Annotated in this window: 22 protein-coding genes; 12 read left to right on the top strand and 10 right to left on the bottom strand. The window is 37.8% G+C overall.

The window, feature by feature from the left end:
* The first annotated feature begins 22 nt into the window (after positions 1–22).
* The 4 genes from ACJJVX_RS16575 to ACJJVX_RS16560 all read left to right on the top strand — a co-directional run bounded on the left by ACJJVX_RS16575 (position 23) and on the right by ACJJVX_RS16560 (position 3,175).
* Positions 23–397 (top strand): RidA family protein, encoded by a 375-nt coding sequence (locus tag ACJJVX_RS16575; protein ID WP_054205515.1) that lies wholly within the window; start codon positions 23–25, stop codon positions 395–397.
* Between the two features lie 104 nt (positions 398–501).
* Positions 502–819, top strand: a complete 318-nt coding sequence (locus ACJJVX_RS16570; protein WP_405632477.1) for a hypothetical protein — start codon at positions 502–504, stop codon at positions 817–819.
* A 318-nt stretch (positions 820–1,137) separates the two neighbouring features.
* On the top strand, positions 1,138–2,205 hold the full coding sequence (locus ACJJVX_RS16565) for a porin (RefSeq protein WP_064436011.1): 1,068 nt from the start codon (positions 1,138–1,140) through the stop codon (positions 2,203–2,205).
* A gap of 229 nt (positions 2,206–2,434) precedes the next feature.
* Positions 2,435–3,175: a hypothetical protein gene (locus tag ACJJVX_RS16560; RefSeq protein WP_064436010.1), complete on the top strand. Its 741-nt coding sequence runs from the start codon at positions 2,435–2,437 to the stop codon at positions 3,173–3,175.
* 344 nt (positions 3,176–3,519) lie between these two features.
* Here ACJJVX_RS16560 and ACJJVX_RS16555 read toward each other — a convergent pair whose 3' ends face one another.
* Positions 3,520–5,781 carry a response regulator gene (locus tag ACJJVX_RS16555; protein ID WP_405632475.1) on the bottom strand — a complete coding sequence of 754 codons (2,262 nt, stop codon included), beginning with the start codon at positions 5,779–5,781 and terminating at the stop codon, positions 3,520–3,522.
* A gap of 9 nt (positions 5,782–5,790) precedes the next feature.
* The gene (locus ACJJVX_RS16550) at positions 5,791–7,062 is read right to left on the bottom strand and encodes a PotD/PotF family extracellular solute-binding protein (protein WP_054454142.1); all 1,272 of its coding nucleotides are present in this window, start codon (positions 7,060–7,062) and stop codon (positions 5,791–5,793) included.
* A 388-nt stretch (positions 7,063–7,450) separates the two neighbouring features.
* On the opposite strand from ACJJVX_RS16550, the gene ACJJVX_RS16545 reads away from it, so the two are divergent.
* Positions 7,451–8,209 carry an EAL domain-containing protein gene (locus ACJJVX_RS16545; protein ID WP_064436008.1) on the top strand — a complete coding sequence of 253 codons (759 nt, stop codon included), beginning with the start codon at positions 7,451–7,453 and terminating at the stop codon, positions 8,207–8,209.
* A gap of 118 nt (positions 8,210–8,327) precedes the next feature.
* Here ACJJVX_RS16545 and ACJJVX_RS16540 read toward each other — a convergent pair whose 3' ends face one another.
* The gene (locus ACJJVX_RS16540; protein WP_170173491.1) at positions 8,328–8,729 is read right to left on the bottom strand and encodes a YkgJ family cysteine cluster protein; all 402 of its coding nucleotides are present in this window, start codon (positions 8,727–8,729) and stop codon (positions 8,328–8,330) included.
* 206 nt (positions 8,730–8,935) lie between these two features.
* Here ACJJVX_RS16540 and ACJJVX_RS16535 point away from each other — a divergent pair, with 206 nt between their 5' ends.
* Positions 8,936–10,165 carry an ABC transporter substrate-binding protein gene (locus tag ACJJVX_RS16535; RefSeq protein ID WP_405632472.1) on the top strand — a complete coding sequence of 410 codons (1,230 nt, stop codon included), beginning with the start codon at positions 8,936–8,938 and terminating at the stop codon, positions 10,163–10,165.
* Positions 10,166–10,174: 9 nt separating this feature from the next.
* Positions 10,175–13,474 carry a response regulator gene (locus ACJJVX_RS16530; RefSeq protein WP_405632469.1) on the top strand — a complete coding sequence of 1,100 codons (3,300 nt, stop codon included), beginning with the start codon at positions 10,175–10,177 and terminating at the stop codon, positions 13,472–13,474.
* A gap of 134 nt (positions 13,475–13,608) precedes the next feature.
* Here ACJJVX_RS16530 and ACJJVX_RS16525 read toward each other — a convergent pair whose 3' ends face one another.
* From ACJJVX_RS16525 to ACJJVX_RS16515, 3 genes are all read right to left on the bottom strand, one after another.
* On the bottom strand, positions 13,609–14,088 hold the full coding sequence (locus ACJJVX_RS16525; protein ID WP_054205503.1) for a YchJ family protein: 480 nt from the start codon (positions 14,086–14,088) through the stop codon (positions 13,609–13,611).
* A gap of 39 nt (positions 14,089–14,127) precedes the next feature.
* Positions 14,128–14,562 (bottom strand): SulA-like leucine-rich domain-containing protein, encoded by a 435-nt coding sequence (locus tag ACJJVX_RS16520; protein WP_405632466.1) that lies wholly within the window; start codon positions 14,560–14,562, stop codon positions 14,128–14,130.
* A gap of 204 nt (positions 14,563–14,766) precedes the next feature.
* Positions 14,767–15,222, bottom strand: coding sequence for a tetratricopeptide repeat protein (locus ACJJVX_RS16515; RefSeq protein WP_054205530.1), 456 nt, complete (start codon positions 15,220–15,222; stop codon positions 14,767–14,769).
* A 128-nt stretch (positions 15,223–15,350) separates the two neighbouring features.
* On the opposite strand from ACJJVX_RS16515, the gene ACJJVX_RS16510 reads away from it, so the two are divergent.
* Positions 15,351–16,643: an NCS2 family permease gene (locus ACJJVX_RS16510; RefSeq protein WP_054205501.1), complete on the top strand. Its 1,293-nt coding sequence runs from the start codon at positions 15,351–15,353 to the stop codon at positions 16,641–16,643.
* A gap of 24 nt (positions 16,644–16,667) precedes the next feature.
* On the opposite strand, the gene ACJJVX_RS16505 is transcribed toward ACJJVX_RS16510, so the two are convergent.
* Positions 16,668–17,426 carry a hypothetical protein gene (locus tag ACJJVX_RS16505; protein WP_054205500.1) on the bottom strand — a complete coding sequence of 253 codons (759 nt, stop codon included), beginning with the start codon at positions 17,424–17,426 and terminating at the stop codon, positions 16,668–16,670.
* 322 nt (positions 17,427–17,748) lie between these two features.
* Between ACJJVX_RS16505 and cysB the strand changes: the two genes are divergently transcribed.
* Positions 17,749–18,726 carry an HTH-type transcriptional regulator CysB gene (gene cysB, locus ACJJVX_RS16500; protein ID WP_054205499.1) on the top strand — a complete coding sequence of 326 codons (978 nt, stop codon included), beginning with the start codon at positions 17,749–17,751 and terminating at the stop codon, positions 18,724–18,726.
* A gap of 47 nt (positions 18,727–18,773) precedes the next feature.
* On the opposite strand, the gene ACJJVX_RS16495 is transcribed toward cysB, so the two are convergent.
* The 3 genes from ACJJVX_RS16495 to pabB all read right to left on the bottom strand — a co-directional run bounded on the left by ACJJVX_RS16495 (position 18,774) and on the right by pabB (position 22,193).
* The gene (locus ACJJVX_RS16495; protein WP_054205498.1) at positions 18,774–20,150 is read right to left on the bottom strand and encodes an L-serine ammonia-lyase; all 1,377 of its coding nucleotides are present in this window, start codon (positions 20,148–20,150) and stop codon (positions 18,774–18,776) included.
* A gap of 100 nt (positions 20,151–20,250) precedes the next feature.
* Positions 20,251–20,841 (bottom strand): NUDIX hydrolase, encoded by a 591-nt coding sequence (locus ACJJVX_RS16490; RefSeq protein ID WP_405632461.1) that lies wholly within the window; start codon positions 20,839–20,841, stop codon positions 20,251–20,253.
* A gap of 5 nt (positions 20,842–20,846) precedes the next feature.
* A complete protein-coding gene (gene pabB / locus ACJJVX_RS16485; protein WP_405632460.1) occupies positions 20,847–22,193 on the bottom strand; it encodes an aminodeoxychorismate synthase component I in 1,347 nt (448 codons plus the stop codon).
* A gap of 164 nt (positions 22,194–22,357) precedes the next feature.
* On the opposite strand from pabB, the gene ACJJVX_RS16480 reads away from it, so the two are divergent.
* The 3 genes from ACJJVX_RS16480 to ACJJVX_RS16470 all read left to right on the top strand — a co-directional run bounded on the left by ACJJVX_RS16480 (position 22,358) and on the right by ACJJVX_RS16470 (position 26,059).
* Positions 22,358–23,884: a fumarate hydratase gene (locus tag ACJJVX_RS16480; RefSeq protein ID WP_054205495.1), complete on the top strand. Its 1,527-nt coding sequence runs from the start codon at positions 22,358–22,360 to the stop codon at positions 23,882–23,884.
* Between the two features lie 400 nt (positions 23,885–24,284).
* Positions 24,285–25,325, top strand: coding sequence for a Glu/Leu/Phe/Val dehydrogenase (locus ACJJVX_RS16475; protein ID WP_054205494.1), 1,041 nt, complete (start codon positions 24,285–24,287; stop codon positions 25,323–25,325).
* A 92-nt stretch (positions 25,326–25,417) separates the two neighbouring features.
* Positions 25,418–26,059: a CatA-like O-acetyltransferase gene (locus ACJJVX_RS16470; protein ID WP_054454151.1), complete on the top strand. Its 642-nt coding sequence runs from the start codon at positions 25,418–25,420 to the stop codon at positions 26,057–26,059.
* The last annotated feature ends 157 nt before the right edge of the window (positions 26,060–26,216 follow it).

The raw sequence follows: 26,216 nt of genomic DNA, 5'->3' as shown, positions 1-26,216 counted from the left end.
AATAACCAGAGCAGAAATTAAAATGAAAACACCTGTTAAAACTAATTTATTTGCATCAAAGGCGCCGTTAGAGTGGGCTATTATTGCAAATGGCACATTATCGACGGCGCAAATCCCGATTGATTCACAAGGCAACGTTGTCGATGGCGGTATTACAGCTCAAGCCCGCCAAACAATGGAGAACTTTAAGCATACAATTGAAGCCGCAGAGTTGACGATGAATGATGTAACGCAAGTACTTATTTATGTTACTGACCGTTCACAACTGCCAGCGTTTAATGCGGTTTACGCTGAGTATTTCCAAGCGCCATACCCAAACCGCGCCGCAATGATTGTGGCAGGTTTAGCGCGTGAAGAAATGTTATGTGAAATTGTTGCCTACGCAGCTGTTCCTTAAAACGCATAATTAGGCCTGCCCATACAGGCCTAATACCTACAGAACGTCAAAGTACAGTATTCCCCCGTCTTACTTGCTCAATCAGCAACTTTTTTAAAAGGATAATGCATGCGAACCACGTTTATATCTTTCTCGCTTTGTTTACTAGCTGCTTTATCTTGTTATTAGGGAATGGTTTGATCAATGTGCTATTGCCTGTTCGAATGGGGCTTGATGGTGTTGATTTAGACACAATTGGTATGGTGCTGTCGCTTTATTTTGTTGGGTTGTTAGTGGTCGCTATTTACAGCACTAATTTAATTCGCCGTGTGGGACACATTCGTATGTTTGCCGGATGTGTTGCATTAGGGGCTGTGAGTATTCTTATTTGCAGTATTTACCCAAGGCAGCGCCTATGGTGTGCGGTTGCTCCCCATAAATAGGCGATAACGCAGTATAAATTCCAAACATGTGCTGCTATTTAAACCATTTTTGACTTTGATCTTCTGATTAACTATGTAGAGGAAAAATAAAATAAAAATAATGATTCTTATTTAAATATAAATTATTTAATTAAATCTAATATATTATATTTATGGTGTTATTAATAAGAATTACTTATTAATTTATTAAACTTATTGATTTCACTATTTGTCTTGTTGTTCTTATTATAATCAATGTAATTAATAATAAAAATGAATGGTTGAAACCAGCTTGACTAAGTCTTGTTTGGAAAATAATTCTAACACTGGGGAAATATTATGAAATTAGTAACACAACTTCTATTAGTAGCAACACTTGTAACACCCGCAGTAGCAAAGGCAAATAGTGACCTATTTAATTGGTACGGTAGTATTCGTGTACAAATACAAGACACTAATAAAGGCAATGTAGAATATAAAGACAATTATTCTCGTTTAGGTGCGTTTGGTAGCGCTGAAATTATGGATGGTATAAAGGCTACGTACAACTTTGAATTTAGGCTGTTTACAGATGATGGTTCATTTGCTGGAAATGATACACGGGCTCGTCTTGCTAACGTGGGTTTAGAAGGTAAGTTTGGTTCTATTTTAATAGGTAAGCAATATTCACCGCATTGGAATTTTACAGATAATGCCATTGATGTTTTTGCAGATATTGACGAATCAGCAGGATGCACAAACGAATCAACAGGCGTTATTTGTCATACTCATCGCTATGGTTTGTGGGCCGTAGATGCCGCTGGAAATGGGCATTATATCGAATATTTGCGCCCTGATCGTGCTGTTACGTACATGACACCTGATATGAATGGCTTTCAAGCAGCACTCATGGTGGTTACTAATAATGGTGACGTAAAGGCAAACCTTGCAGGTGATAAAGATGAAAGTATCGTTGGTTACAATTTAGCAGCTAAATATATTATAGGCGATTTCACTGTTTCAGCATCGCGTTATGACCTAACAGGTATGGTAGGAGATAATAAAGTAGATGCAGTTCAAGTTGCTTACAACCGTGGGTCGTTGAGCCTAGCTGCCCGCTATCAGGACTCCAGTGATGTTCGTTTTTACGCTGGTTTAAAAGCAACGGGTGAAATTGTTAACGAAAAAGTGATAGAAGTATATTCGGGTTATAAATTAGGGGATTTTCAGCTTCAAGCAACGTATGCCGATGTAGCAATGGACTCTGTTAGTGGTTTAACAGTCGATACAAATCAAGCCATCTTTGATGTGATATATAATCATAAAGCGGGGAGTTTTTATATTGAATATAGTATATGGGGAGATGAAGCTGAAAAGGTCTATGAAGCTGAAGATAAAATTTTAATAGGTTATAGGTTTGACTTTTAATATTCTTAATAATTTAAAATGGCAAGTCACCGCTTAAATAAGTGGTGATTTTTGTTCATAAAATTAATAAAAACGATAAAGCTCACGGGTTTTTTTAATCCTTTTTTATTGGTTTAATTATGAAAATTGATCTTAAACATAATTGTTACACTTTTTTACTTTTTTGTTCTTGTTAAAGGTAAGTTTAAATGTAAACTCTGCAAAAATGTTAACTGTTGGTATATTTATAATGATGAAATTTAATGTAAGTTTAATTTTTTTAGGGTTGTTAGTAAGTGGTTGTACAAGCGAAACTGAATCTGATCTTTTAAAAACAAAGGCAATTCAGGCTGAGTATCGAATTAGCTCTGATGGTGAGCGCACTAAAATAAACGCGGAGCTAAATACAGGTAACTCATTTGGGTCTAATATCCGCTTGTCAAATGGTGATAAGTTATATGCTGAAGCCGCAGGTAAACGCATTACGCTTACAGAAGACACCGACTTATTAGATATTGATTACGAAGGGAAGTTTGATATAACGCAAGGGAATACAAAATTTAGTATCGATTTGGTTAGAAAAGATGAGAAAAATGCGGAGTCTGAGGTTGAGTTACCACTTAATTTTATCATCCTAGCACCGAGTAATGGTATATCAATTAAGTACAATCAACGTGTAACTGTTCAATTAGATGGCTTAGATCCGGCCAGTAAAACAGAGCTTGTTTTAAACTACGGGTGTGATGATTCAAATGGCGGCACGTTTACAGGATCTGCAAGTACCACAATTGCAAATGTTGCCAGCTTTGACTTTAATTTAAGTGAAAAAGACATTTTAGATGCGAATGCGCAAAACAGTTACAAAAACTGTGAGGTAGATGTTGTCGTAAATAGATACAGAGAAGGCACAATATCAAAAGAACTTGCAGACTCAAGTTTTATTAGCGCCTATCAAGTAAGAGAAATAAAGGATATTAAATTCACCTTTTAATTCATTATTAGGGCGTGTTGACCTTTTGTGATTGATTTTACAGCAGTCTATTTGGTATTTAAGCAAGGCAGCGCCTATGGTGTGTGGTTGTTCCCCATAAATAGGCGATAACGCAGTATAAATGCCAAACATGGGCTGCCCTTTTAGTTCTGCCTCGAGGATACCTACATGAATGTAGGCAAGGGGCGTGATCAGGACACACAAGCTTTGCCTCGTTTTTACTTATTCTCACATGGATGTGAGCCAGTAGAATAACGCAGGACTAGTTATCGAGCCCACTCGGTTACAAACCTCGTGCCGCGATTAAACCGCCCCTAGATTGAATAAGTTTCAATCCACAAAGGTCAACACGCCCTGTGATACTTGTTTAATATACTCACTAAATTTTTGAATATAATAGGCTTACTTAAGAAGTCGTTCATGCCTGCATCAAAGCAACGTTGACGATCTTCTTCCATAACATTGGCTGTGATAGCTATTATAGGGGTGTGTGTGTATGCAGCAAGTAAGCGAATAAGATGTGTAGCTGTGATGCCATCCATTACGGGCATTTGCATATCCATCAAGACTATATCGTAGTGGTTAGTTTTACAGTTGTTGAGTGCTATTTCACCATTCTCAGCGGTTTCTATATTTTTAATGTTTAACTCAGCCAGCAAGCCCTTTAGTACAATTTGATTTATAGGACTATCTTCAACAATCAGAATCGTAATATTATCTGGATCAAAATTTAGCTTAATATTAGTGTCACTTTTCTTAAAAGGCTCTACTTTTGATGCGAGGTCACACGTAATATTAAAATAAAAAGTAGACCCTTTATTGATTTCACTATTGACCTCTAAAGTGCTGCCCATCAAGCTCAGAAGCTTGTTTGAGATTGTCAGGCCAAGCCCGGTTCCACCAAAGCGACGGGTTATGGAAGAGTCAGCTTGTGAAAAAGCATCAAATAATGAACTGATATTGTCAGGCGCAATACCTATACCGGTATCAGAAATGCTAAAAATGAGGTTAACACTTGATGTGCTTTTGCTTTTTAGTTCAATTGCTAAGCTAACATATCCAGATTCAGTAAATTTAACGGCATTACTAAGTAAATTGATTAAAACTTGTTTTAAGCGCGTTTCATCGCCATTAAGAAAGTCGAAGGAGTTATCAATAGATTTTGGTATAAGCAGCTTAATTTGCTTTGAATGTACAAGCGGATTAAACATTTGCTCTAGTTCATTTAATATTGAACTTAATTGAAAAGTGCTTTTTTCTAGCTTGATATTACCAGAATCAATTTTACTCAGATCAAGTATGTCATTTAAAATAACGAGTAAACTTTTACTGGAGGAGTTGACTAAATTAAGCATTTTTTGTTGTTCAGGCATTAATTCTGTGTTTTCAAGTAACCGTACCATGCCCAATATGCCATTCATTGGGGTGCGTATTTCATGACTCATGTTTGCTAAAAACTCAGACTTTATGCGTGATGTTTCTTCGGCTTCTTTTTTTGCTAACAGCAAGTTTTCGTTTAATACCCTAAATTGGTTGGCCGCTTCAGCTAATACGCCAATTTCATCATTACGGTGTGTTTCTGATATATTGATCGATAAGTCGCCCTGAAGTAAGCTTTTAAAATCGTTTGTTAGTCCTTTTATTGCTCTTATGATGTGTAAGTGAAAAAATAGAGCAAAAATAAGAAACAGTACAATAGACAAAAACAATGATCCTTTAATTATACTCTCAGCTTGAGTGATACTTGATTCGCTGGTATTTTTAATCTCCCTTAATAGATTTATTGACTCTTTCCTTAATTGCGCAGCTAAAGCGCTAAACTCCATGGTGTCTCCAGCAATTACAACATTTACTAATGTGAGATAGTTACGGTTTGCTTGAATACTTTTAGTAAAAGTTTTACTAAATTGTACTTTAAGTTCGCTGATCTGCGTTAATGCTGGCTGGTTTTGCAATGTGGTTGTCTTTAATTGCACTAATAAGAGATCAATATTTTTGAGGTTTTTTACAACTTCTTGGCGTTTCTGATATTCCCTATTATTCAAAAAAAGAAATGCGTTTCTATTAAGTGTATGCCAGACGTTGGTTAAATTAGCGACGAGTAATTTGCTTTGTGTTGTTGTACTCTCAGCCATAACTTGAGTTAGTGTATTGATTGCTAATTCATAAATCGCTGGTAGGTCTTGATCGATCAACGTTGCTTTTTCATTGTAGCGCAGATTAACAACATCTAAACTTTTTCCAAAGTGTACGACTAATGCCTGCATTGATGATAGCAAAGAGGTGATTTTTTCATTTTCGACTTGTAGCTGTGTACTTGCAAGTCGTTGTTTAATGATGGCGTAATTTTTTTCGATTTTATCGAAGATAACTTGGTTACCAGAACTACCAAAAACGGATGTATCGCGTTGTATTTCTAAAATGTCTTTGTTGATCTCAAAAACGTTGATTGAAAGGTTGGTAAGATTAAATATTTCGTCAACAGACTTATCGACAATTGCGATACGTTTTGTGATAACAATATATACAACTAACTGAATTATAATAAATAAAGCTAAAACTGAAAGTACTTTAGCCGCGATAGAGTTAGTCAATTTTGATAGCATGAATATCCCTTATGCATTAAGTAGTTCATACCATTTATCAAGGCTATAGTCATAGTTATCCATAACGGTATTCCATACTGCAATATTCGAGAAACGTTTTTCGTAACTGCCGCCATCACGCAATTGACCTTGTTTAACTGAGACTTTACCATCAGTGCCTAATAAGTCTGATGTAGCTTCTTTTCCTTGGTACCAGTAATCCCATTCAGGCTTACTCATTAACTCTTTACTTCGTTCAGGGTTAGAGATGTAATAACCTTGCCTAGCTATAAACGCACCAGGCCAGCCTGAAAGCCACCAATTCATATAATCGTAAGCGGCATCTTTAACGTGCCCTGTTGTATTTGCTGATAGGCACATAACGCCGTGCCATGCCCTATACCCCTCTTTAGGAGATGCATACACAATTGGTAGCCCTTTGCTTCTACAAGCACTTACACCGGGCGAAAACATGCTTTGAAGGTGCACTCGTTTATCTACCATATAATCAACAGATTGTGGTACTGAGGTCCAAAACCCTGCGAAATGTCCGGACTGTTTTTTGCTGATAAGTATTTTAAACAGGGTATCTATTTCGGCTATTGTCATATTGCCTATATTTTTGAAGGTCATTAAGCCTTGTGCTTGTGCGGCTAGCGCGGCATCAAAAAGACCTATAGTTGGTGCATTAACAAGTGCAACACGCCCTTTATTTTTATCATCTAATAACCACCCCCATGATTCAGTTTGATAGGGGACTCCTTGGGCTATAAAGTTAGTGTTATAACCAAAAGAATCTACATTATGCACATAAGGCATAAAACTGATTTGTGATGTGGGCGTTGTGCCTAGGCTGCCATCACTTTGGACAAAGAGAATTTTATTAGGTGCATCACCTGCGCCTATGTTTGCGTCAGGGGTTAATTTCCCTGTTTTAGTCAAAGAATTAATTTCATTCCAGTACTTTAATCTATCAATCTCTAAAGGCTGTATTGCCCCAGCTTGCCATAAAATATTGATAGAGTCTGACCACTGCTCATATAAATCGAAAGAAGATGGATCCGCGGCAGCTTTTTGTAAAACCGCAGCACTGCCTTTTGGTGTAAATTCAAGATTTATCCCCAGTTCCTGCATGGCTTTTAGGCGTAACTCCTCTTGCAAGGTGACATGTGTGCCCATTACGCGCAGAGTTATAGGCTTTTTAGCAAAAACATAAGGGGCTTTAAAAGCAAGTGCGGTTGTTGCTGCACCAACGGTCAGCGTGTTAAGAAAGTGCCGGCGAGTAATTTTTTGTTTAGTCATGTTTTCGCTCAGTAGTTATGTTTTTTTTAAGTATAGTTAACATTAGATATTAATGAGATAATTTAATAGTAATAACCATATGAAATGAGGTTGTTTTATATGGACTTTGAGAGTTATTGACTAAACAAACAATGCAGTGGACTTTAATTGCATGACGTTTACGTATATACCCAAGTGACCTCAAGATGCAGGATTCAGCGTTTTACAGGGGCTTAATATCAAGGCGTTACTTCGCAATAATGGCGATCCCTTTTAATTCCAACTGAAGCTCACATCTTGAGGTGACTTGGGTATATTTAGTTAATTTATATACAATTCATTGCATAGACTCATTATGACAGCTAATCTTCTAGGTATCCAAGCAAGACAGATATAATAGGGCTTATAGATGAGTGAATCAATAGATTGCAATAGGGAATGTTGCAATAATTGTAGTGATATTAACGATTTAGACTTTGATTTTACAATGGCTTTTCAGCCTATTGTTAACTGTAAAACTAAGCGAATTTTTGGTTATGAAGCGCTTGCTCGTGGTTTAAATAATGAGTCAGCTTATTCTATTATTTCTAAAGTTAATGACGATAACCGTTATTTATTTGATCAGCTTTGTAGAGTGAAAGCAATCGCACTTGCCGCTAAACTTAAACTTGATGGCATGTTGAGCATCAATTTTTTACCAAATGCAATTTACAAACCTGAGCGTTGTATAAGAACGACCCTTGAAGCCGCTAAAAAACATAATTTCCCTACTCAGAACATCATGTTCGAATTTACGGAAGTTGAAAAAATTGAAGATACTAATCATGTAAAACGTGTGGTTGAATACTATCAATCACTTGGGTTTAAAACAGCAACCGATGATTTTGGTGCTGGGTATTCGGGTATTAATTTATTAGCAGATTTTCAAACTGATATTGTTAAGTTAGACATGGGGTTGATCAGGGGTATAGATAAAGACCACAAGCGGCAAATTGTTGTTAGGCATTGCTTAAATATGTTAACTGAATTGAATATTTTAGTTTTGGCGGAGGGGATCGAAACGATTGAGGAGTATCAATGGCTAAGTAATGCTGGGGTGGAATTAATGCAAGGGTATTTCTTTGCAAAACCCGGCTTTGAAAGTTTACCTTCAGTGAGTTTTAGTTAAGTTTTAGATCGAATCAATTTTTTTATACCAAGGTTTAATGACTGTGCAGGCAGCTCCTGATGTTATAGTTTATTACAAGGGCATGCCATTATTGGTACAATGAATTAACATCATTCACTTACGAGTAGCCAGCAGGGCGGCTATCTTGCATTAATAGGTCTAGTTTTCTTTGCGCTTTTTTATAGTTTTCTAAATCGACAATTTCAATCATTTCACATTCATCTCTTACCATTTCAGCAATGAGGCTAGGGTAATGGCGGCAATCTTCAGGCCTATCTAAATAAATGCTGCAGGTGTACTTGTTAGGTGCAGTTGCATTTTTTTTTGGTTCAACCTCAAGGAAAGGGCATTTTGATAATTTTTCGCCTGATTTAGGATCAAACCATATTTCGTCACCTTTGACGAACTCAAAAATATCAGGATTAAATATTTCCCAAAGATCGATTTCTTCTTTTGTCGCACACAAATCCCCACCGCCGTATTTTATACAACATTTACCGCATTGGTTACAGTCTTTCATAGTTCACTGATTATCAGGCTATACAAATACACATATTAGCATTGATAGTCTTTATTTAGCATTACTGAATCACTTGACTAGCTCCAGCTTAGGTTGTAGCAAAGACTGGCGATTTTGATACTTTGGTATATTGTTAATGCAGGGTTTGGTTATATTAACCTAAAGTATCAATTTCATTCTCGATAAATGGAAATTAAAGGTCACTTATGAGGCTTGTTTTTTGGTTGTTTTTTGTTTTTAATTGTAGTGCTTTTGCGCAAGATCATATTGAAAAACTTGGCGTGTTTAATATCTATCATGATTCAGACTATTCCACCCACAACCCATCCGCAGTTGCTATGCAGATGGGTTTTATGACAGCACTTAATGAAGTTGGCAATACAGTTAACGGCTATCAAATTAATTTTTTAGAAAAAGATAATCGTGGGAATAGTAACCGTAGCTTTTTGACGATGAAACGTTTTTTAAACGACCCCAAAGGTCTTGCTATTCTTGGAGGCTTACATTCCCCACCATATATAAAATATAGAGATTTTATTAATGAAAATGGGTTGTTGCTACTTGTACCGTGGGCTGCGGGAGGGCCAATTACTCGCTATCCAGACGTTAAAAATTGGGTATTTAGATTATCACTAGATGACACTAAAGCTGGCATGAAAATGGTAGAGTACGCAACGCAAATATTAAAGTGTAACTCAGTTGATTTACTTTTAGAAAATACACCATGGGGGATATCTAATCATAAAACCATGACGAATGCCTTGGGCAGTGCGATACCTAATAACGTTTATTGGTTTAATTGGAATGTAAAATTATCTCAGGCCAGCATTTTACTAAAAGAAATTGAGCAATCAAAAAGCGACTGTGTGCTGTTCGTTGGCAATGCTGTTGAAGGAAAGTATTTCGTTAAGGCAATGGCAAATCTACCAAAAGAAAAACAAAAGCCGATAGTAAGCCACTGGGGTATCACAGGCGGTGATTTTTTTAACTCAGTCAGTGGTGAATTAAATAATGGGTTACCGTTATATTTTTTACAAAGTTGCTTTGATTTAAATCGACCCGATTTGGACCTACATACACAGCAGGTGTTAGACATAGCTGCAAAGTTATTCCCTGATGAATTTAAACAAAAAAAGCATTTATTAGCGCCCGCAGGCTTTGTACATGGCTACGATATAGGCAAAATATTGATAGCAGCGATGAATGATATTGATTTGGTTGCACAGGTAAATACCGTAAGAGATAGAGTTAGAAAGAAGCTGGAAGAGTTAGATAAACCCATTACAGGATTAATGAAAGTTTATCAGAGGCCTTATTCAATATGGAGCGAGGACAATCCTGATGCGCACGAAGCACTCGGTGCAGAAGATATCTGTATGGCGCAATTTAATAACACCGGACAAATACACATCATTACCCCACAGCGTGAACTATAAAGTATGCTGGTGGCTATAAAAAAAATAATGACTATGTCATCAAATAAATCATTTTATGCTTTTTTAATTACTAGTTTATTACTGTCTATTTTAGTTAGTACTTACTTAGTTGGAAGCAGAGCTGAAGATTCAGTCAATAAGCTGTATAGCAAAGCCAATCAAGTTGAGTCAGAGTTAGCAGTTAGTTATCTACGGCAGTTTTTAGATACCCGCCAGCAAATACTACAGGATTTATCTCGCCATCCGATTTTATCAAACAGTGTAATGGGGACAGATCTATCTCAAGCATCCGTGGCTGATTTTTTGAATGACTACAAAATATTGGGCAATACAGAATCAATAAAGCTTATTAATATATTAAGAGTGCCTATTTATGAAAACTTTCCCGCGATAGATATAACGGAAACTGAGGACGAAAATAGCTGGGTTCAAAAAATACTCGATGAAAAAGCAGATCAAGCGATTATATTGTCAACGCGCAACAACGAAAATTTCTTTAAAATTGCAGTGTCAGTTAAATACAGTGACTTTACTGAAGGGGTCTTATTGGTCGAGTTTAGCACAAGCTTAGAGGAGCTTTTATCTTCAGCAATTGAGAGTAATGCTTATGGTTTAACCTTGCAGGGACCATTGGTTTTATACTCGAACTTAGATGCTAATAAAGAATATTTGAGCATTAATAAGCAATACATAGGTGACACCGGGATTCAATTAGAATATTTAATCAGCACAAGCGTTTTAGAAGAAAAAGTATCAGGCTTTACGCGAGATATTTTTTTAGCTGTGATTGTTAGCCTCATATTATCCTTTGCAATTTTATTGATATTTGGTAAGCAACTTTTACTTAATCCATTTAAACGCTTGGAGCGATCGCAGCAAGTCTTAGCCGAAAGTGAAGAGCGGTATAAGCTATCAATCAGTGGCACTACAGACGGAATTTGGGATTGGGATATAGCCAATAAAACGGTTTATTACTCCCCCCGCTTTCGAGAACTATTAGGCTATCAACATCATGATATCGAAGGGTTTCCAAATAAACTAAAAAGTTTTAAACAAAAAATACATGAATTAGATAAGAGCAGGGTGTTAGATGTTTTTACTTTGCATTTAGAGAATAATCAACCATGTGACATTGAGTTGAAATTGTACACAAAAACACGTGAAATAAGACACTTTAGGCTTAAAGGCATTGCGTTAAAGAACGATAAAAACAACGCTATTCGTATGGCGGGTTCACTTACTGACATAACAGAACAAAAGACTGGGCAAGAGGCATTAAAGGCTGCAAAAGAGCAAAATGATTTATTAGCGAATGCGATCGAATCATGCAATGTGGGAATTTGCATAGCCGATGCAACTTTAGAGGGCTCACCGCTTGTATTCATTAACAGTGCGTTTTCTCGGATCACGGGCTATGGTGATGAAATTTTAGGACAAAGTTGTCGATTTCTCCAAGGAGTCGACACTTGTGCTGAAACGATTAAAGAAATCAAAGAGGCGCTGCAAGCTAAAAAAATTCATCGTGTAGAGATTTTAAATTATACAAAAGAAAATAAACCATTTTGGAATGACTTACAAATATCTCCCGTATTTAGCAATGAAGGTGTACTTAGTGCATTTGTTGGAATACAGCAAGACATTACTGAAAAAGTAGAAGCTGAAAAAGAACTTGTTGAAGCTAAAGGGCAGGCTGAGTTGGCTAATGTGACAAAGAGTGAGTTTTTAGCAGCAATGAGTCATGAAATACGAACACCGATGAATGGTGTACTCGGCATGTTAAACTTATTGAAACACTCAAAGCTGAATGAAGATCAATATTATAAAGTAAAGGTTGCTTCCAGTAGCGCGAATTCTTTACTGACTTTGATAAATGATATTTTAGACTTTTCTAAGGTTGATGCAGGAAAACTTGAACTAGAGATATTAGAGTTTGATATTCGAGATATGTTAGGTGAGTTTGCTCAGTCTGCGGCGGTGCCCGCACATGATAAAGGTCTTGAATTTATTTTAGATATGACTCAGGTAAATGTTTCGTGTGTTCAAGGTGATCCAGGGCGGTTACGACAAATATTAACTAACTTAGTCAGTAATGCAGTTAAATTTACTGCTTCAGGGGAGGTATTAGTTGAGGTCATACTAAGTGAAGTGGATATAGAAAACTGGCAACTCAGATGCAATATTAAAGATACTGGCATAGGCATAACGCAGGATCAGCAAAGTAAGTTATTCAAATCATTTTCACAGGTTGATGCATCAACGACGCGAAAATTTGGTGGTACAGGGCTCGGCTTAGCGATCGTTAAAAAATTATGTGTGCTTATGAATGGGGATGTGAGTGTTGAAAGCGATGATGGAAAAGGTAGTTGTTTTAGTTTTTATGTACAACTTTCAAAATCTGATAAGGCACAGCCCATAATACCTAATGTGGATATCAGCAAATTAAATATACTGGTAGTTGATGATAATTGCACGCACCTTAATGTATTAAGCTCACAGCTTAAACATTGGGGGGCGAATGTTAAGGTGGCGATGTCTTCAGCTGATGCATTCACGGTCGCAAATACCTTCTATGAAAAAAATAAGCGTACTTTTGATATTGGTTTTCTAGATATGGATATGCCGGGTATGAATGGTATTGAATTAGCAAAAGGGTTGCTTGCTAATGAGAGTCACAAAAGTATTCAATTGATTGTTATGACGACAATAAATGATAAGGGCGATGATGCATACTTTGAAAAAATGGGTTTTTCAGGTAGCTTTAAAAAGCCAGCAATAACATCTGATTTATTTGCGGTATTTGTGAGCACGGTAGGCAGCGGAGCTTACTCTGATAGAGCGAGCCAGTTGTCACAACAATTCACAAAAACACTGCGCAGCAATGGCGCTGTGGAAAATATAATATGGGAACCTTCAATTCGAATTTTACTTGCTGAAGATAATCAAGTTAATCAGATTGTTGCAATAAGTATGTTGAACAAACTAGGATTACATCAAATAGATGTAGCAGCAAATGGCGAAGAAGTGATTAGTTATCTAAAAAACGCCCCGCAATTTGAACAATATACCGCAGTGATTATGGATTGTCAGATGCCAGTAATGGATGGTTACGAGGCTACGCGGCAAATTAGAGAACTAAAGTGTGGAGAAATATACGCAAAAGTTCCAATAATCGCGATGACAGCAAATGCCATGGCAGGTGATAAAAGAAAGTGCATTGAAGCTGGGATGGATGATTATGTGCCCAAACCCATTATGCAAGATAACTTACTCGAAAAACTGCTTTTATGGTTACCCCATTCCTTAAAATGAAAATAAGGTAAGCTAACATACAAGCAGTGCTTGAGCTGATTTTTGAACGCCCTCGTTTAGAATGCATTCTGTATTTAAGTGTTGATTTATTTATATGCAATTTAGTTATTTAGCGCTAAGTTTATAGAGTCAGATCACACGCTATGGCACTTTTTATATTTTTTATTGCTACCACATGGACACTCATCATTACGATTTACTTTTATATCAGTAACAGGGAAAATTTCGCCATCTAAATAGCGCCACAGCTTATTTTCTTTGATAAATTGTGATTTTTCATGTAACTGACAATACAAATTTTGATAAAAATAACTAGCGCAAAATTCAACATAGCCTGTTTCTTCGTTGTGGTCAGTACTAATGACGCTTAATGATATAAAGCGACAACTATTAGCAAAGTCAGCAATTTCTATAACAGGGTTTTCGGCTTGTTTTTCTTGTGCATAAGTTTGGTAAACATATTTTGCGTTTTTTAGGGCATATGCAACAAAGCGAGAGCGCATTAGCTGTTCTGGGCTAGTTGCTTGTATTGTTCCTAAGTGTAATTTTTCACAGCAGTCTTGGTAGCTTTGAAGGCTCCCACACAAGCAAGTTTTGTCAGTATGTGTAGTCATAGTTCAAATATGTTTATTCAAAAACGGCATTTTAGCAGTTTATTGAGCTAATGCTATCTCTGTGATGTTTTGTGTCTTAGTAAAGCAATATAGCTTTGCGCTAGCTTGGTCTAATTTTAGTGAGAGATTACTAATTTGATTATCTTTTACGATATCAGTCCATGTTATCACCGCTGCAAAATTACCATTATGTAATGCAGAATTTAAAACATATTCTAAATTCACAAGATGCTTTTGTCTTATTACTAAGAGCTTACTTGTATCAATTGAGCATGAATCCAGCAGGGCTTTACTTGGTACATGATCTGGTGCTATTAATAATGTCCATGCATTTTTATTATTATAATGATGTAGAACCTTTAGTAGTTCAAAAGTAGCTGATATCTCATCCTCAATTTGAATTAAATTTACTGACGAGCTTAGGTTATCTTGTTGATAGCTTTTAACGGTTCTAACAGTAATTGGCTGTAACATAGGTTCTACTCACTGGTTGTTTATACAGTATTTGTATACAGTAGTTTATACAGTGTTTGTGTGCAAGCGTTTTTTGCCAATTTTTTATACGATTACTGCCTTTAATTTTTTTTAATAGATCAAATGCGGAAGTGAAAAGTTTAAATCTTTTAAATTTCAAATATTTATTTTTTAGTGAATTAAAAAATCGTTTAATTCCTTTGGCTAGGATTGTGATGGGATTAGGTGAGAAAACTGTTGTTGATGAATTTGTTCATACAATGATGCTGCATAACATTGTGCATCTTTAAAGCGACGTGTTGTTATGTGTTTACGTAAATCTGCTAATGTGATCGTTGCAGGTTCATAGCCTTGGCTGCTGGCTAAAGTTAACCATACCGCACCATGAAAAATGCTACTGGGTACGCCTTGGCCTTTAATAAAAAATAAGCCCAGATAAAACTGTGCCTTGTGATTGCCTGCCATCGCAGCTAGGCGCATCCATTTAGCGGCCAGAGGGACTTGTTCATTTTTTAAATAGTAAAGTGCTTTCGTTACTGTTTTGTCCGATGTTTCAGGTGTGGGGTCTTTATTCTCAACTGTTGTTGGTTGAGTTATAAATGACAACACGTTTTCAAGTTGTTGTTCAAGATCAAGGCCAATTGGAGATGTATCAGTCATAATGCCACGCATGTTATTTTTTTTATACACTACGTAAGTTTAGTCTAAGACCGGGTGATTTGTCCTATTATTCTTTTAATCTGTGATAAAATTACGAAATTATTCCCCTGTGAAAATGAATTATCATTATGCTTGATGCGTTATTTAAAATTAGCGCGCACAATTCGACTGTGCGCCGTGAATGTATTGCTGGTTTAACGACCTTTATCACCATGGTTTATATTGTTTTTGTTAATCCGGCCATGTTAGCTGAGGCCGGTATGGATCAAGGTGCGGCTTTTGTTGCTACTTGTATCGCAGCTGCAATTGGTTGCTTTATTATGGGCTTTTGGGCTAATTATCCATTAGCGTTAGCGCCAGGTATGGGATTGAATGCGTTTTTTACGTATGGTGTGGTGCTTGGTATGGGCCATACTTGGCAGGCTGCGTTAGGTGCCGTGTTTATATCGGGCTGCATTTTTTTGCTTTTAAGTTTATTTAAAGTGAGGGAGTGGATAATTAACGCGATTCCGCTTGTTCTTAAACAAGCTATAGCGACAGGCATTGGTGCTTTTTTAGCGCTTATTGCGTTAAAGAATGCTGGAATTATTGTCGCGAGTCCAGCCACGTTAGTTCAGCTTGGAGATATAACTTCTGCGGGTCCATTACTTGCAATTTTAAGCTTTTTTGTCATCGCGGCGTTATTATTTCGTGATTTCAAAAGTGGTGTATTGATCAGTATTTTATTAGTGACATTGATTTCTCTGAGTTTAGGCTTAGTGCAATACCAAGGCGTAATTTCTATGCCGCCTTCACTTGCTCCTACATTTATGCAATTGGATTTTGCTGCTGCGTTTGAGCTTTCTATGCTCAGTGTTATTTTTGCTTTTTTGTTTGTTGATTTATTTGATACCTCAGGCACTTTAGTTGCTGTAACTCAAAAAGCAGGTTTAGCCGATGAAAAAGGCAATATGCCTCGCTTAGGACGAGCATTAAGTGCTGATAGTACGGCAACAATTGCAGGCTCAGTACTTGGCACATCTACGACAACGTCATATATAGAATCGGTGGCGGGTGTGTCTGTTGGAGGGCGTACTGGTTTAACCGCTGTTGTGGTCGGGCTGTGTTTTTTATTGATGATGTTTTTTGCACCGCTTGCGAAAATGGTCCCTGCTTATGCTACCGCTGGTGCAATTTTATATGTTGCAGTTTTAATGCTGCAAAATTTAAAGTTTGTAAATTGGGATGATATGACAGATGCCATTCCGGTCAGTGTAGTGCTGTTAATGACACCTTTAACGTTTTCAATCGCGCATGGGATTGCACTTGGTTTTATTTCTTATACGGCTGTTAAAGTATTATGTGGTAAACGTGATGAAGTTAGTATCAGTGTATGGATACTTACAGCGATGTTTGTTATTAAATTTGCATTTTTGTCCTAATAAGATAAAACGAAGAAAAAGTGATCACCACTTTTTCTTCGGTGCAAATAAAATATCTAAGTCGTCTTGTTCTTCTTCGTTTTTCTTTTTTAATGCCGTTGCATTTGAAGCTTTAAGTTCAGTACTAATTGTTTCCAGGTAACCTTCCAGCTCAGCCCGTTTGGTTGTTACATACTCATCGGTGTAGGAAATTGCAGAAATAGTCGCATAAGCTTTTTCAAAGTATTGCCTAGCTGAGCCGACCATATTAGCTGAACGTGCTGATAAACCTCGCTTTATTTGACTTTCTATATTTATTTTTAGTTGGAGTTTTTCTAGGCGTTTGTCTTCGGCAACGAATACTTGGCTATCTACTTTCCCTTTTCCATGTTCAGAACGTAGTATCACTCTTAATTTTTTTATACCTTGGATCAATGCAATGAGTTGCTTGTCGTTATCCGGTAACGCTAAGTTCTCACCGTTTGTCCCTTCAGGCTTGTTTGCTAGACGTTCTTTTGATTCTTTTAGGCGGTTTTTTAGTTCTTTTGAAGTGGGGGATAATTGTACCATTGAAGATAGCGCGTCATAAATACGACGCTGAATAACATATAAAATGTGATCTGACATGGGGATATTGGCGCTATTAAGAAGCACATCTTCAGACTCTTCGATGATCTTTTTTTGTTTTGTAAGGTCTTTACGACGCTCAGTCTCTTGTTTCTCTTTATGTTGTTGTACAGCACTAACCCAAAGGGCAATGACGATCAGCGCAACAATTAACATAATAATAATAGAAACGATCATGGTTTTGGTCTCTGGTTTCTCAAACTAATAATTTTTATCTTACATTAAATATATGCTAACTGGGTAGTTTTGCGCAGCTTATACAAAATAAAATTAGCATTGTGGTTATTTATTACTATTAATTGCACGTTCATAATATTTTCCAATTTGAATACCAGTCAAATGATGGCTACCTCAAGGCGTAGGATTATGCTAGCCTTGATGCATTAGTCTTATAAATGTACCTGTGGCTGTATTTATTTTCTTTAAGAAGAAATAAAGCTTGGCTTGAAGCGGTGTAACATTTATAAATAAGCAGTATAACAACACTAAAAATGCAGCCATGAAATTACAACAACTCAGATACATCGTCGAAGTTCAAAACCATAAGCTTAATGTATCAGCAACAGCTGAAAGTTTATTTACCTCACAACCAGGCATCTCTAAACAAGTTCGTATGTTGGAGGATGAACTCGGCGTGCAAATTTTTGGACGAAGTGGCAAACATTTAACTCATGTGACCAGTGCTGGGACTGAAATTATTAATATTTCACGCGAGATTCTTTCTAAAGTCGAAGGAATTAAAGCGGTCGCAAATGAGCACACATTGCCAGATCAAGGTAAGCTGAATATTGCTACAACGCATACGCAAGCACGTTATGCGCTGCCTAGTGTTATTCAAGGCTTTATGAAGAAGTACCCTGCAGTATCGTTGCATATGCATCAAGGAACGCCGCAGCAGATTTCTGACGCTGCAGCTAGAGGGGATGCGGATTTTGCAATCGCAACTGAAGCATTGCATTTATATTCAGATTTAGTGATGTTACCGTGTTACCACTGGAATCGCAGTATTGTAGTTGCAAAAGATCACCCGCTAGCTAAAAAAGCAGATTCACTTACCGTAGCTGATATTGCAAAGTACCCATTAATTACGTATGTATTTGGTTTTACTGGGCGTTCAGAGCTTGATAAAGCATTTAATGCGCAAGGGCTTGACCCTCATATTGTTTTTACAGCAACGGATGCCGATGTGATTAAAACTTATGTGCGCCTTGGGCTAGGGGTCGGTGTAGTTGCATCAATGGCAATAGATCAAGTCTCAGATACTGATTTGGTGTGTATTGATGCGAGTCATTTATTTGAAGCCAGTACGACTAAAATAGGCTTCAGAAAAGGCAGTTTTTTACGCAGTTATATGTATGATTTTATAGAGCGCTTTGCACCTCACTTAACAAAAGAGCGTGTTGAACGGGCGAGCTTATTACGAAATCAAGATGATGTAGACAAATTGTTTGAAGGTATAGATTTACCTGTTAAGTGATGAAGTATTAAAAAAGCCGCAAAAGCGGCTTTTTTAATACGTAAAACTTAACACTCGATAATATTGACAGCTAAGCCACCACGTGCAGTTTCTTTGTATTTTGTTTTCATGTCGTTACCAGTATCAAGCATCGTTTTAATAACCTTATCCAATGATACTTTTTGTTCGCCACTGCCGCGGATTGCTAAACGGGAGGCATTAATCGCTTTAATTGCGCCCATTGCATTACGTTCAATACATGGCACTTGAACAAGCCCACCTACAGGATCGCAGGTTAAACCTAAGTTATGTTCCATGCCAATTTCAGCCGCATTTTCAACTTGTAATACATTACCACCAACAATTTCAGTAAGTGCACCTGCGGCCATTGAACAGGCAACGCCTACTTCGCCCTGACAGCCAACTTCAGCACCTGAAATTGATGCATTCTTTTTATAAAGTATGCCAATAGCAGCAGCAGTCAACAAGTAGCGAGTCGCGATATCGCGATCCACCTCTTTAATAAATGTATGGTAGTACATTAATACCGCAGGTAATATACCCGCTGCCCCGTTAGTAGGAGCGGTTACTACACGACCACCTGCGGCGTTTTCTTCATTGACGGCTAAGGCAAATAAATCAACCCAATCCATCGCGCGAAGTGGATCATTACTGACTTCAATATTGAGTTTTAAATACAGACTAGGTGCGCGGCGCTTTACTTTTAAACCACCCGGTAATATACCTTCAGTACGCATGCCGCGTTCAATACACGCTTTCATTACTTGCCAAATATTGAATAATTCATCTTTTATGGCATCTTCAGTGCGAAGTGTTTTTTCATTTTTCATCATTAAGCTTGATACGCTATACCCGGAGTCTTTACACATTTCGAGTAATTCTTTAGCGCTGCCAAATGGAAAAGGTGCAGGATTTTCTTCGCGAATATCAAGTGCAGCTTGTTTTTCGTTATCAAACTCTTCATCGGTGACAATAAAGCCACCGCCGATTGAATAATAAACTTTACTGTGGAGTTTATCGCTTCCTTTAAATGCAATAATTTCCATTGCATTTGAATGCTTTGGTAAGGTTTTACGACGATGAAATACGATTGCACCTTGTTTCGGGAATTTGGCTTGATGTACTTGATTTAAGTGGATGACTTGTTCATTTTCGATTTTAGTGAGAATATCATCGACTAAATCGGCATCGATCGTTTCTGGGTCATAACCCGCAAGACCTAGAATAACGGCTTTACCTGAACCATGACCAATACCTGTTTGTCCTAATGAGCCATACAGCTCGACTTTAACGCTGGTGACATCGGTTAATAAGTTTTGTTCTTGTAGTTCGTTAACAAATAAACGCGATGCGCGCATTGGGCCGACGGTGTGAGATGATGACGGGCCGATGCCAATACTAAACATATCAAATGCACTGATCATAATTACTTTACTCTACTTTTTACTCAGCACGATTGCTGCCTTTGAACGGTCGCACATAATAACGCGTAATTATACCCTTGTAACCATTTGCAACAGAGTTTTAAACTGGTATGGCGAGCTGTTTTGTAAAGTTTTTTATAATGCTTGCAGTTGCGCCCCATAGTAATCCATAAGGGGTTGAAAATCCTTGTAAAGTGATTATCTTACCAAAACGCTCAAAATTTATAGGATGCCAATTATTTACATTAGCGAGTGCACTAACTTGCAGCAAAAAACTTGCAGCGACTTCATTTTTATCAGCTTGCCAAAATGTATTGGGTGCTAACAGGCCTACATAGGGCGTAATCGTGAAACCTGTGAGGGTGGAGTAATCTGCTAATTGACCAACGATAGTCACATTCGATGGGGCAATATTAAGCTCTTCATTTAGCTCCCGCAGTGCGGTATGGCGTAAGTTTGTATCGGTTAATTCATGTTTACCGCCAGGTAAGCAAATTTCACCCGGGTGATGATTTAAAAAAGTAGGGCGCTTGCATAATAATATATGTGCGCTGTTGTCTATATCAATTAATGGCAACATGACTGCACTGGCCCGTTGTGGACGTTTAGAGCGTATAATCTGAATTTGCTGCGCATGCTCATTAATAGGCGCGCTTAGCTGAAAACGCGCCATAAGCTGTTGACTATTCACACAGGTTACTTCAATAAAGGTAGAATTTTATTTACTTTATCGTAAGTTTCTTGGTATTCCAAATCAACGTGAGAATCAGCGACAATTCCGCCGCCAGCCCAACAATAAATATGTTGTTTATGACATACTAAAGTACGAATAGTGATACTGGTATCCATATTGCCACAGGCGCTTAAATAACCAATTGAACCACAGTAAATACTGCGACGATGTGGTTCTAGTTCTTCAATAATTTCCATCGCTCGAATTTTGGGAGCCCCAGTGATTGAACCTCCGGGAAATGCCGCATGAAGTTGATCAACGGCTGTTTTATCATCAGCTAATTGCGCAGTGACTGTACTGACTAAGTGATGCACTGCGGGGAAACTTTCAATAGCAAATAGAGAGGGGACCTGCACTGTGCCAGGCTTTGCAACTTTGCCTAAATCGTTGCGCAGCAAGTCAACTATCATGACATTTTCAGCGCGGTCTTTGGATGATTTTTGTAAGCGCGTTGCTTGTTGAACATCTGTTACTTCATCAAGGCAGCGTGGTAGCGTGCCCTTGATTGGTTTGGTTTCTATGTGCCCGTCAGTGATGGCAATAAAACGTTCTGGGGAAATAGATAAAATAGCGCCATCAGGGTGATTGATAAAACTTGAAAACGGCGCTTTATTGGCTTCTCTTAATAGGCAGTAAGCTTCCCATGGTGATCCTTGGTATTGCGCTTCGAAACGTTGAGCAAGATTTATTTGATAGCAATCGCCACTTTTTAAATAAGCTTGAATTTTTGAAAATTTAGCGCCGTATTGATCTCGGCTCATATTAGATAACCAGTCACGGGTTATTTTAAATGCTTGCTGTTGTGTTGGTACATCATTTAAAGGCGTTAAATACAGAGCAAGCCTGTCGGTATCAGGCTGGGCGACATAAAACCAGCTGTTGCGTTGTTTGTCGTAAATAAGCGCATCTGGGTAGAGTCCAAGGCTAAGCTGTGGCATATGAATATCGTTAATGGCTTGCTCAGGAACTTGTTCAATAACTCGGCCAAAGTCATAACCAAAATAGCCAAGCCAACCACCGCTAAAAGGTAAGGCGGGTTGAATTTTGCTGCTATCTAATTTATTAAGCTCTTGCTGCATAATAGCAAAGCTGTCTTGAGACGTTACTTGGCCATCAATATAAGTGAGGTTATTTTTAACCTCTAAGCGTATTTTTGGTACGATAGCTATAATATCATAGCGACTGTTCACATGATGGCTATTGGCCGAATCTAATAGTATTGCGTAGGGTAAATGAGCAAAATAGGTGAAAAGCTCTATGCAGTTGAGCGAAATGTCTAATTGAATGCAGGTTTTTTGTTGGTTTATCATCTATTTTTTACCCTGTAAAACTGGCTCGAAACGGGCTGGGAGGGTATCATAAGTTATAATTTTTTGGCAGCGTTTCGTGACGTCGCCTATGCGCTATACAAACCACCGTCACCGGTTTGACCAAGGTTGCGTGTTTACACGTAACGGTAATTTAAGGAACCCCTATGAGTACTATTCGTCAGCAAGATTTTATTGATAGCATTGAAGATGCTTTGCAATATATTTCGTTTTATCATCCACTTGACTTTGTTCAAGCGCTTGAAAAAGCTTATCACAAAGAGCAAAGTAAAGCGGCTAAAGATGCGATTGCACAAATACTTATTAATTCGCGTATGTCGGCAGAAGGTAAGCGTCCACTGTGTCAAGACACCGGCATTATTACGTGTTTTGTAAAAGTAGGTATGGATGTTAAATGGGATAAAACAGATTTGACTGTACAGCAAATGGTTGACGAAGGGACGCGTCGTGCTTATTTGAATCCAGATAACCCGTTACGCGCATCGATTGTTGCAGATCCTGCTGGTAGCCGTAAAAACACAAAAGATAATACGCCATCAGTTGTGCACATTGATCTAGTGGCAGGCGGTAATATTGAAGTGATGGTTGCAGCAAAAGGCGGCGGCTCTGAAAATAAAACCAAAATGGTGATGTTAAACCCATCTGATGATGTGGCTGAATGGGTTGAAAAAACCTTACCAACCATGGGCGCGGGTTGGTGCCCACCAGGCATGCTAGGTATAGGTATTGGCGGTACAGCCGAAAAAGCAGCCGTACTGGCAAAAGAATCGTTAATGGATCCGGTTGATATTCATGAACTTATAGAGCGTGGTGCTGAAACGACCGAAGAGAAAATGCGTTTAGATATTTTTGAACGTGCCAATAAACTAGGTATCGGTGCACAAGGTTTGGGTGGTTTAACAACCGTTGTTGATGTGAAAATTAAAACAGCACCAACCCATGCAGCTTCTAAGCCTGTGGTTATGATCCCAAATTGTGCTGCAACTCGCCATGTACATTTTACTCTTGATGGCTCAGGCCCAGCTAACCTAAAAGCGCCGAAGCTTGAAGATTGGCCTGAAGTAACATTTGAAGTAGGTGAAGGCACACGCCGTGTTGATTTAAATACGTTGACTAAAGAAGACACGCGCGAGTGGAAAATGGGTGAAACAGTATTGCTATCAGGTACTATTTTGACTGGCCGTGATGCTGCGCATAAGCGCCTGCAGGATATGATCAATTCAGGTGAAGGTTTACCTGCAGGTGTTGATTTTGATAATAAATTTATTTATTACGTTGGCCCTGTTGATGCAGTACGCGATGAAGCGGTAGGCCCAGCAGGCCCAACAACAGCAACACGCATGGATAAATTTACTGACATGATGTTAGAGAAAACTGGCATTATTGGCATGATTGGTAAAGCGGAACGTGGCCCTGCTACCGTAGAGTCTATTAAAAATAATAAATCGGTTTATTTAATGGCTGTAGGTGGCGCTGCTTACTTAGTGTCTAAAGCAATCAAAAAAGCCCGTGTTGTGGCATTTGAAGATTTAGGTATGGAAGCTATCTATGAGTTTGAAGTTGAAGATATGCCAGTAACAGTGGCAGTCGACAGTGAAGGCGCTAATGCGCATACGCAAGGTCCAGCAATATGGAAAGCTAAAATAGAAGAGCTGAACTCTAAACTACAGTAATATTTGAGTTATATTTGGCGGTATTTAAATACTTTTGAATACCGCTTTCACATCTGACCAGTTGGATGTAAGCTTTCGAACTTCTCGCAACTATTTAAAATCCCTCGATTATTCCAGATCTGACCTTGTAATTTTTACTTTACAATAATATTTAAGTTGACGTTCACGTCAACAGTTTCATGCTTCAACATTAAATAAGTTAATTAATTATTCCATATACTGTTAATTTTTGAATTTAATATGCTATTTGTGAGGTGTATTTAATGTTTTTATTGTATTGGTATATCTAGATTGGGTTTATCATCTCATATAGTGGCAAGCACTAATATGAAGTGATAGAGTCTCGACAATTTCAGCGCGCATACCCTCTCACGGGTTACAAATTTCGGAGTAAGATAAAGTGGCTGTGTTTAATCAAGTTGATTTTGATAACCACGAGCAAGTGGTTTTTTGTTCGGATAAAGAATCAGGCCTTCGTGCAATTATTGCCGTTCATAATACTAATTTAGGCCCTGCTGTAGGTGGTTGCAGAATGTGGGATTACGCAAGTGACGATGACGCTGTCGTTGATGCACTGCGCTTATCAAAAGGTATGACCTACAAAAATGCAGTAGCACGCTTACCGTTTGGTGGTGGAAAGTCTGTAATTATTGGCAACGCGAAAGAAATAAAATCAGAACAATTATTTCGTGCTTTTGGTCGCCAATTAGAGCGCTTAAATGGTAGTTATTATTCTGCAGAAGATGTAAACATTACCTGCGGTGATGTGGCTATTATGAATAAAGAAACTAACTATGTATTAGGCCTAGAAGGTAAAAGCGGTAACCCATCACCGTTCACTGCGTATGGTACATTTTTAGGTATTAAAGCGGCTTTACAGCATCAACGTGGTCATCAAGATTTAACGGGCATTAAAGTGGCGGTACAAGGTTTAGGTGCTGTGGCTTATAGTTTATGTAAATATTTACATGAAGCCGGTGCAACATTGTTTGTAACTGATATAAACCAAGTCGCCATTGACCGTGTAGTCAATGATTTTGCTGCAACAGCAGTGAGCATTGATGAGATATATGATCTTGATGTGGATGTATACGCACCGTGTGCACTTGGTGCAACAGTTAATGATGCGACAATTGCACGCATTAAAGCGACAATTATTGCTGGTTGTGCAAATAATCAATTAGCTGAATCTCGCCATGGTGAGATCATCCGTAAAAAAGGTATTTTATACGCGCCAGATTACGTGATAAATGCTGGTGGTATTATCAATGTTTATTATGAAACAGCACCTGAAGGTTACAGCGCAGAAGCGTCAAATAAACATGTTGAGGGAATTTTTAATACCTTGACTGAAATTTTTGCGCGCAGTGAAAAAGAGCAAAAATCAACGCATTTAATTGCGGATGAATTAGCGCAAGAAATTATTAAAAACGGTTTATAACAAATCGAGCTTTGGGCGTGCTCTGCACGCCTTTACTTTATTAAACAAATCCCTCACGATACAATTATCTCTGACTTGTATAGTAATTTGTAATGACACCTATCGACTTAACCACTTGGCCGCGGCAACAGCACTTTTCACTGTTTAAAGACTTTACTCAACCGTATTTTAATGTCTGTGTGCAACTAGATATGCAGCCACTTTATAACTACTGCAAAGCACAGCAAATTTCTTTTTTTCAATCTTATATTTATTTAACACTACAAGCTTGTCATAGATATCAACCTATGTTGCAGCGAGTTATTAATGATGCACCTTGGCAACTAAACACGGCGCGTGCAAGCGTAGTCGAACTGGCGCAAGACGACACATTTAGATTTAGTTATTTTACACAACAAGATAGTTTTTTTGCTTTTCAAACCCATGCAACACACGTAAGTACAGCGGCAAAATTGCAGCCGTTATTTTCACATGCTTTTTCACAGACTGAAGGGCAAGCTGATTTAATTCATATCTCAGTATTGCCATGGCTCGATTTTATGAGCTTTTCTCATGCTTTTACGCAAGGGACGAATTTAGGTATTCCAAAATTGGTATTTGGAAAGTTAAATAAATTAACGGGGAAAATGCCGTTATCAATTGATGTGCACCATGCACTAATGGATGGTTTACACGTTGCAAAGTTTATTAATGAACTGCAAGTTGCGATTACACAGTTTATAAACACGAATTAGTAAATAAAGTTATTAATTAAATTAATGAAAGTAAAATAAGTGGTATGTTAATATAATTCTTATACAGAAAAATAATGATCCATAAGCGTTTACAAATCATTATCAATAACTTTACGGCTGCAAACAAAGTAGTCATTCATGGATTCGAAGGCGTTGA

Source organism: Pseudoalteromonas sp. Ld20 (assembly GCF_045064175.1).
Classification (GTDB): Bacteria; Pseudomonadota; Gammaproteobacteria; order Enterobacterales; family Alteromonadaceae; genus Pseudoalteromonas; species Pseudoalteromonas neustonica.
Note: the sequence above shows the minus strand (reverse complement) of the source record. Positions and strands in the feature narration are given on the sequence as shown.

Coding starts and splice junctions, on each gene's coding strand:
- ACJJVX_RS16575 (WP_054205515.1), top strand. CDS start 23: ATGAAAACACCTGTTAAAACTAATTTATTTGCATCAAAGGCGCCGTTA.
- ACJJVX_RS16505 (WP_054205500.1), bottom strand. CDS start 17,426: ATGATCGTTTCTATTATTATTATGTTAATTGTTGCGCTGATCGTCATT.
- pabB (WP_405632460.1), bottom strand. CDS start 22,193: ATGATAAACCAACAAAAAACCTGCATTCAATTAGACATTTCGCTCAAC.
- ACJJVX_RS16525 (WP_054205503.1), bottom strand. CDS start 14,088: ATGACTACACATACTGACAAAACTTGCTTGTGTGGGAGCCTTCAAAGC.
- ACJJVX_RS16520 (WP_405632466.1), bottom strand. CDS start 14,562: ATGTTACAGCCAATTACTGTTAGAACCGTTAAAAGCTATCAACAAGAT.
- ACJJVX_RS16540 (WP_170173491.1), bottom strand. CDS start 8,729: ATGAAAGACTGTAACCAATGCGGTAAATGTTGTATAAAATACGGCGGT.
- ACJJVX_RS16480 (WP_054205495.1), top strand. CDS start 22,358: ATGAGTACTATTCGTCAGCAAGATTTTATTGATAGCATTGAAGATGCT.
- ACJJVX_RS16510 (WP_054205501.1), top strand. CDS start 15,351: ATGCTTGATGCGTTATTTAAAATTAGCGCGCACAATTCGACTGTGCGC.
- ACJJVX_RS16470 (WP_054454151.1), top strand. CDS start 25,418: ATGACACCTATCGACTTAACCACTTGGCCGCGGCAACAGCACTTTTCA.
- ACJJVX_RS16495 (WP_054205498.1), bottom strand. CDS start 20,150: ATGATCAGTGCATTTGATATGTTTAGTATTGGCATCGGCCCGTCATCA.
- ACJJVX_RS16565 (WP_064436011.1), top strand. CDS start 1,138: ATGAAATTAGTAACACAACTTCTATTAGTAGCAACACTTGTAACACCC.
- ACJJVX_RS16535 (WP_405632472.1), top strand. CDS start 8,936: ATGAGGCTTGTTTTTTGGTTGTTTTTTGTTTTTAATTGTAGTGCTTTT.
- ACJJVX_RS16555 (WP_405632475.1), bottom strand. CDS start 5,781: ATGCTATCAAAATTGACTAACTCTATCGCGGCTAAAGTACTTTCAGTT.
- ACJJVX_RS16515 (WP_054205530.1), bottom strand. CDS start 15,222: ATGACTGATACATCTCCAATTGGCCTTGATCTTGAACAACAACTTGAA.
- ACJJVX_RS16550 (WP_054454142.1), bottom strand. CDS start 7,062: ATGACTAAACAAAAAATTACTCGCCGGCACTTTCTTAACACGCTGACC.
- ACJJVX_RS16560 (WP_064436010.1), top strand. CDS start 2,435: ATGATGAAATTTAATGTAAGTTTAATTTTTTTAGGGTTGTTAGTAAGT.
- ACJJVX_RS16545 (WP_064436008.1), top strand. CDS start 7,451: ATGAGTGAATCAATAGATTGCAATAGGGAATGTTGCAATAATTGTAGT.
- cysB (WP_054205499.1), top strand. CDS start 17,749: ATGAAATTACAACAACTCAGATACATCGTCGAAGTTCAAAACCATAAG.
- ACJJVX_RS16570 (WP_405632477.1), top strand. CDS start 502: ATGCATGCGAACCACGTTTATATCTTTCTCGCTTTGTTTACTAGCTGC.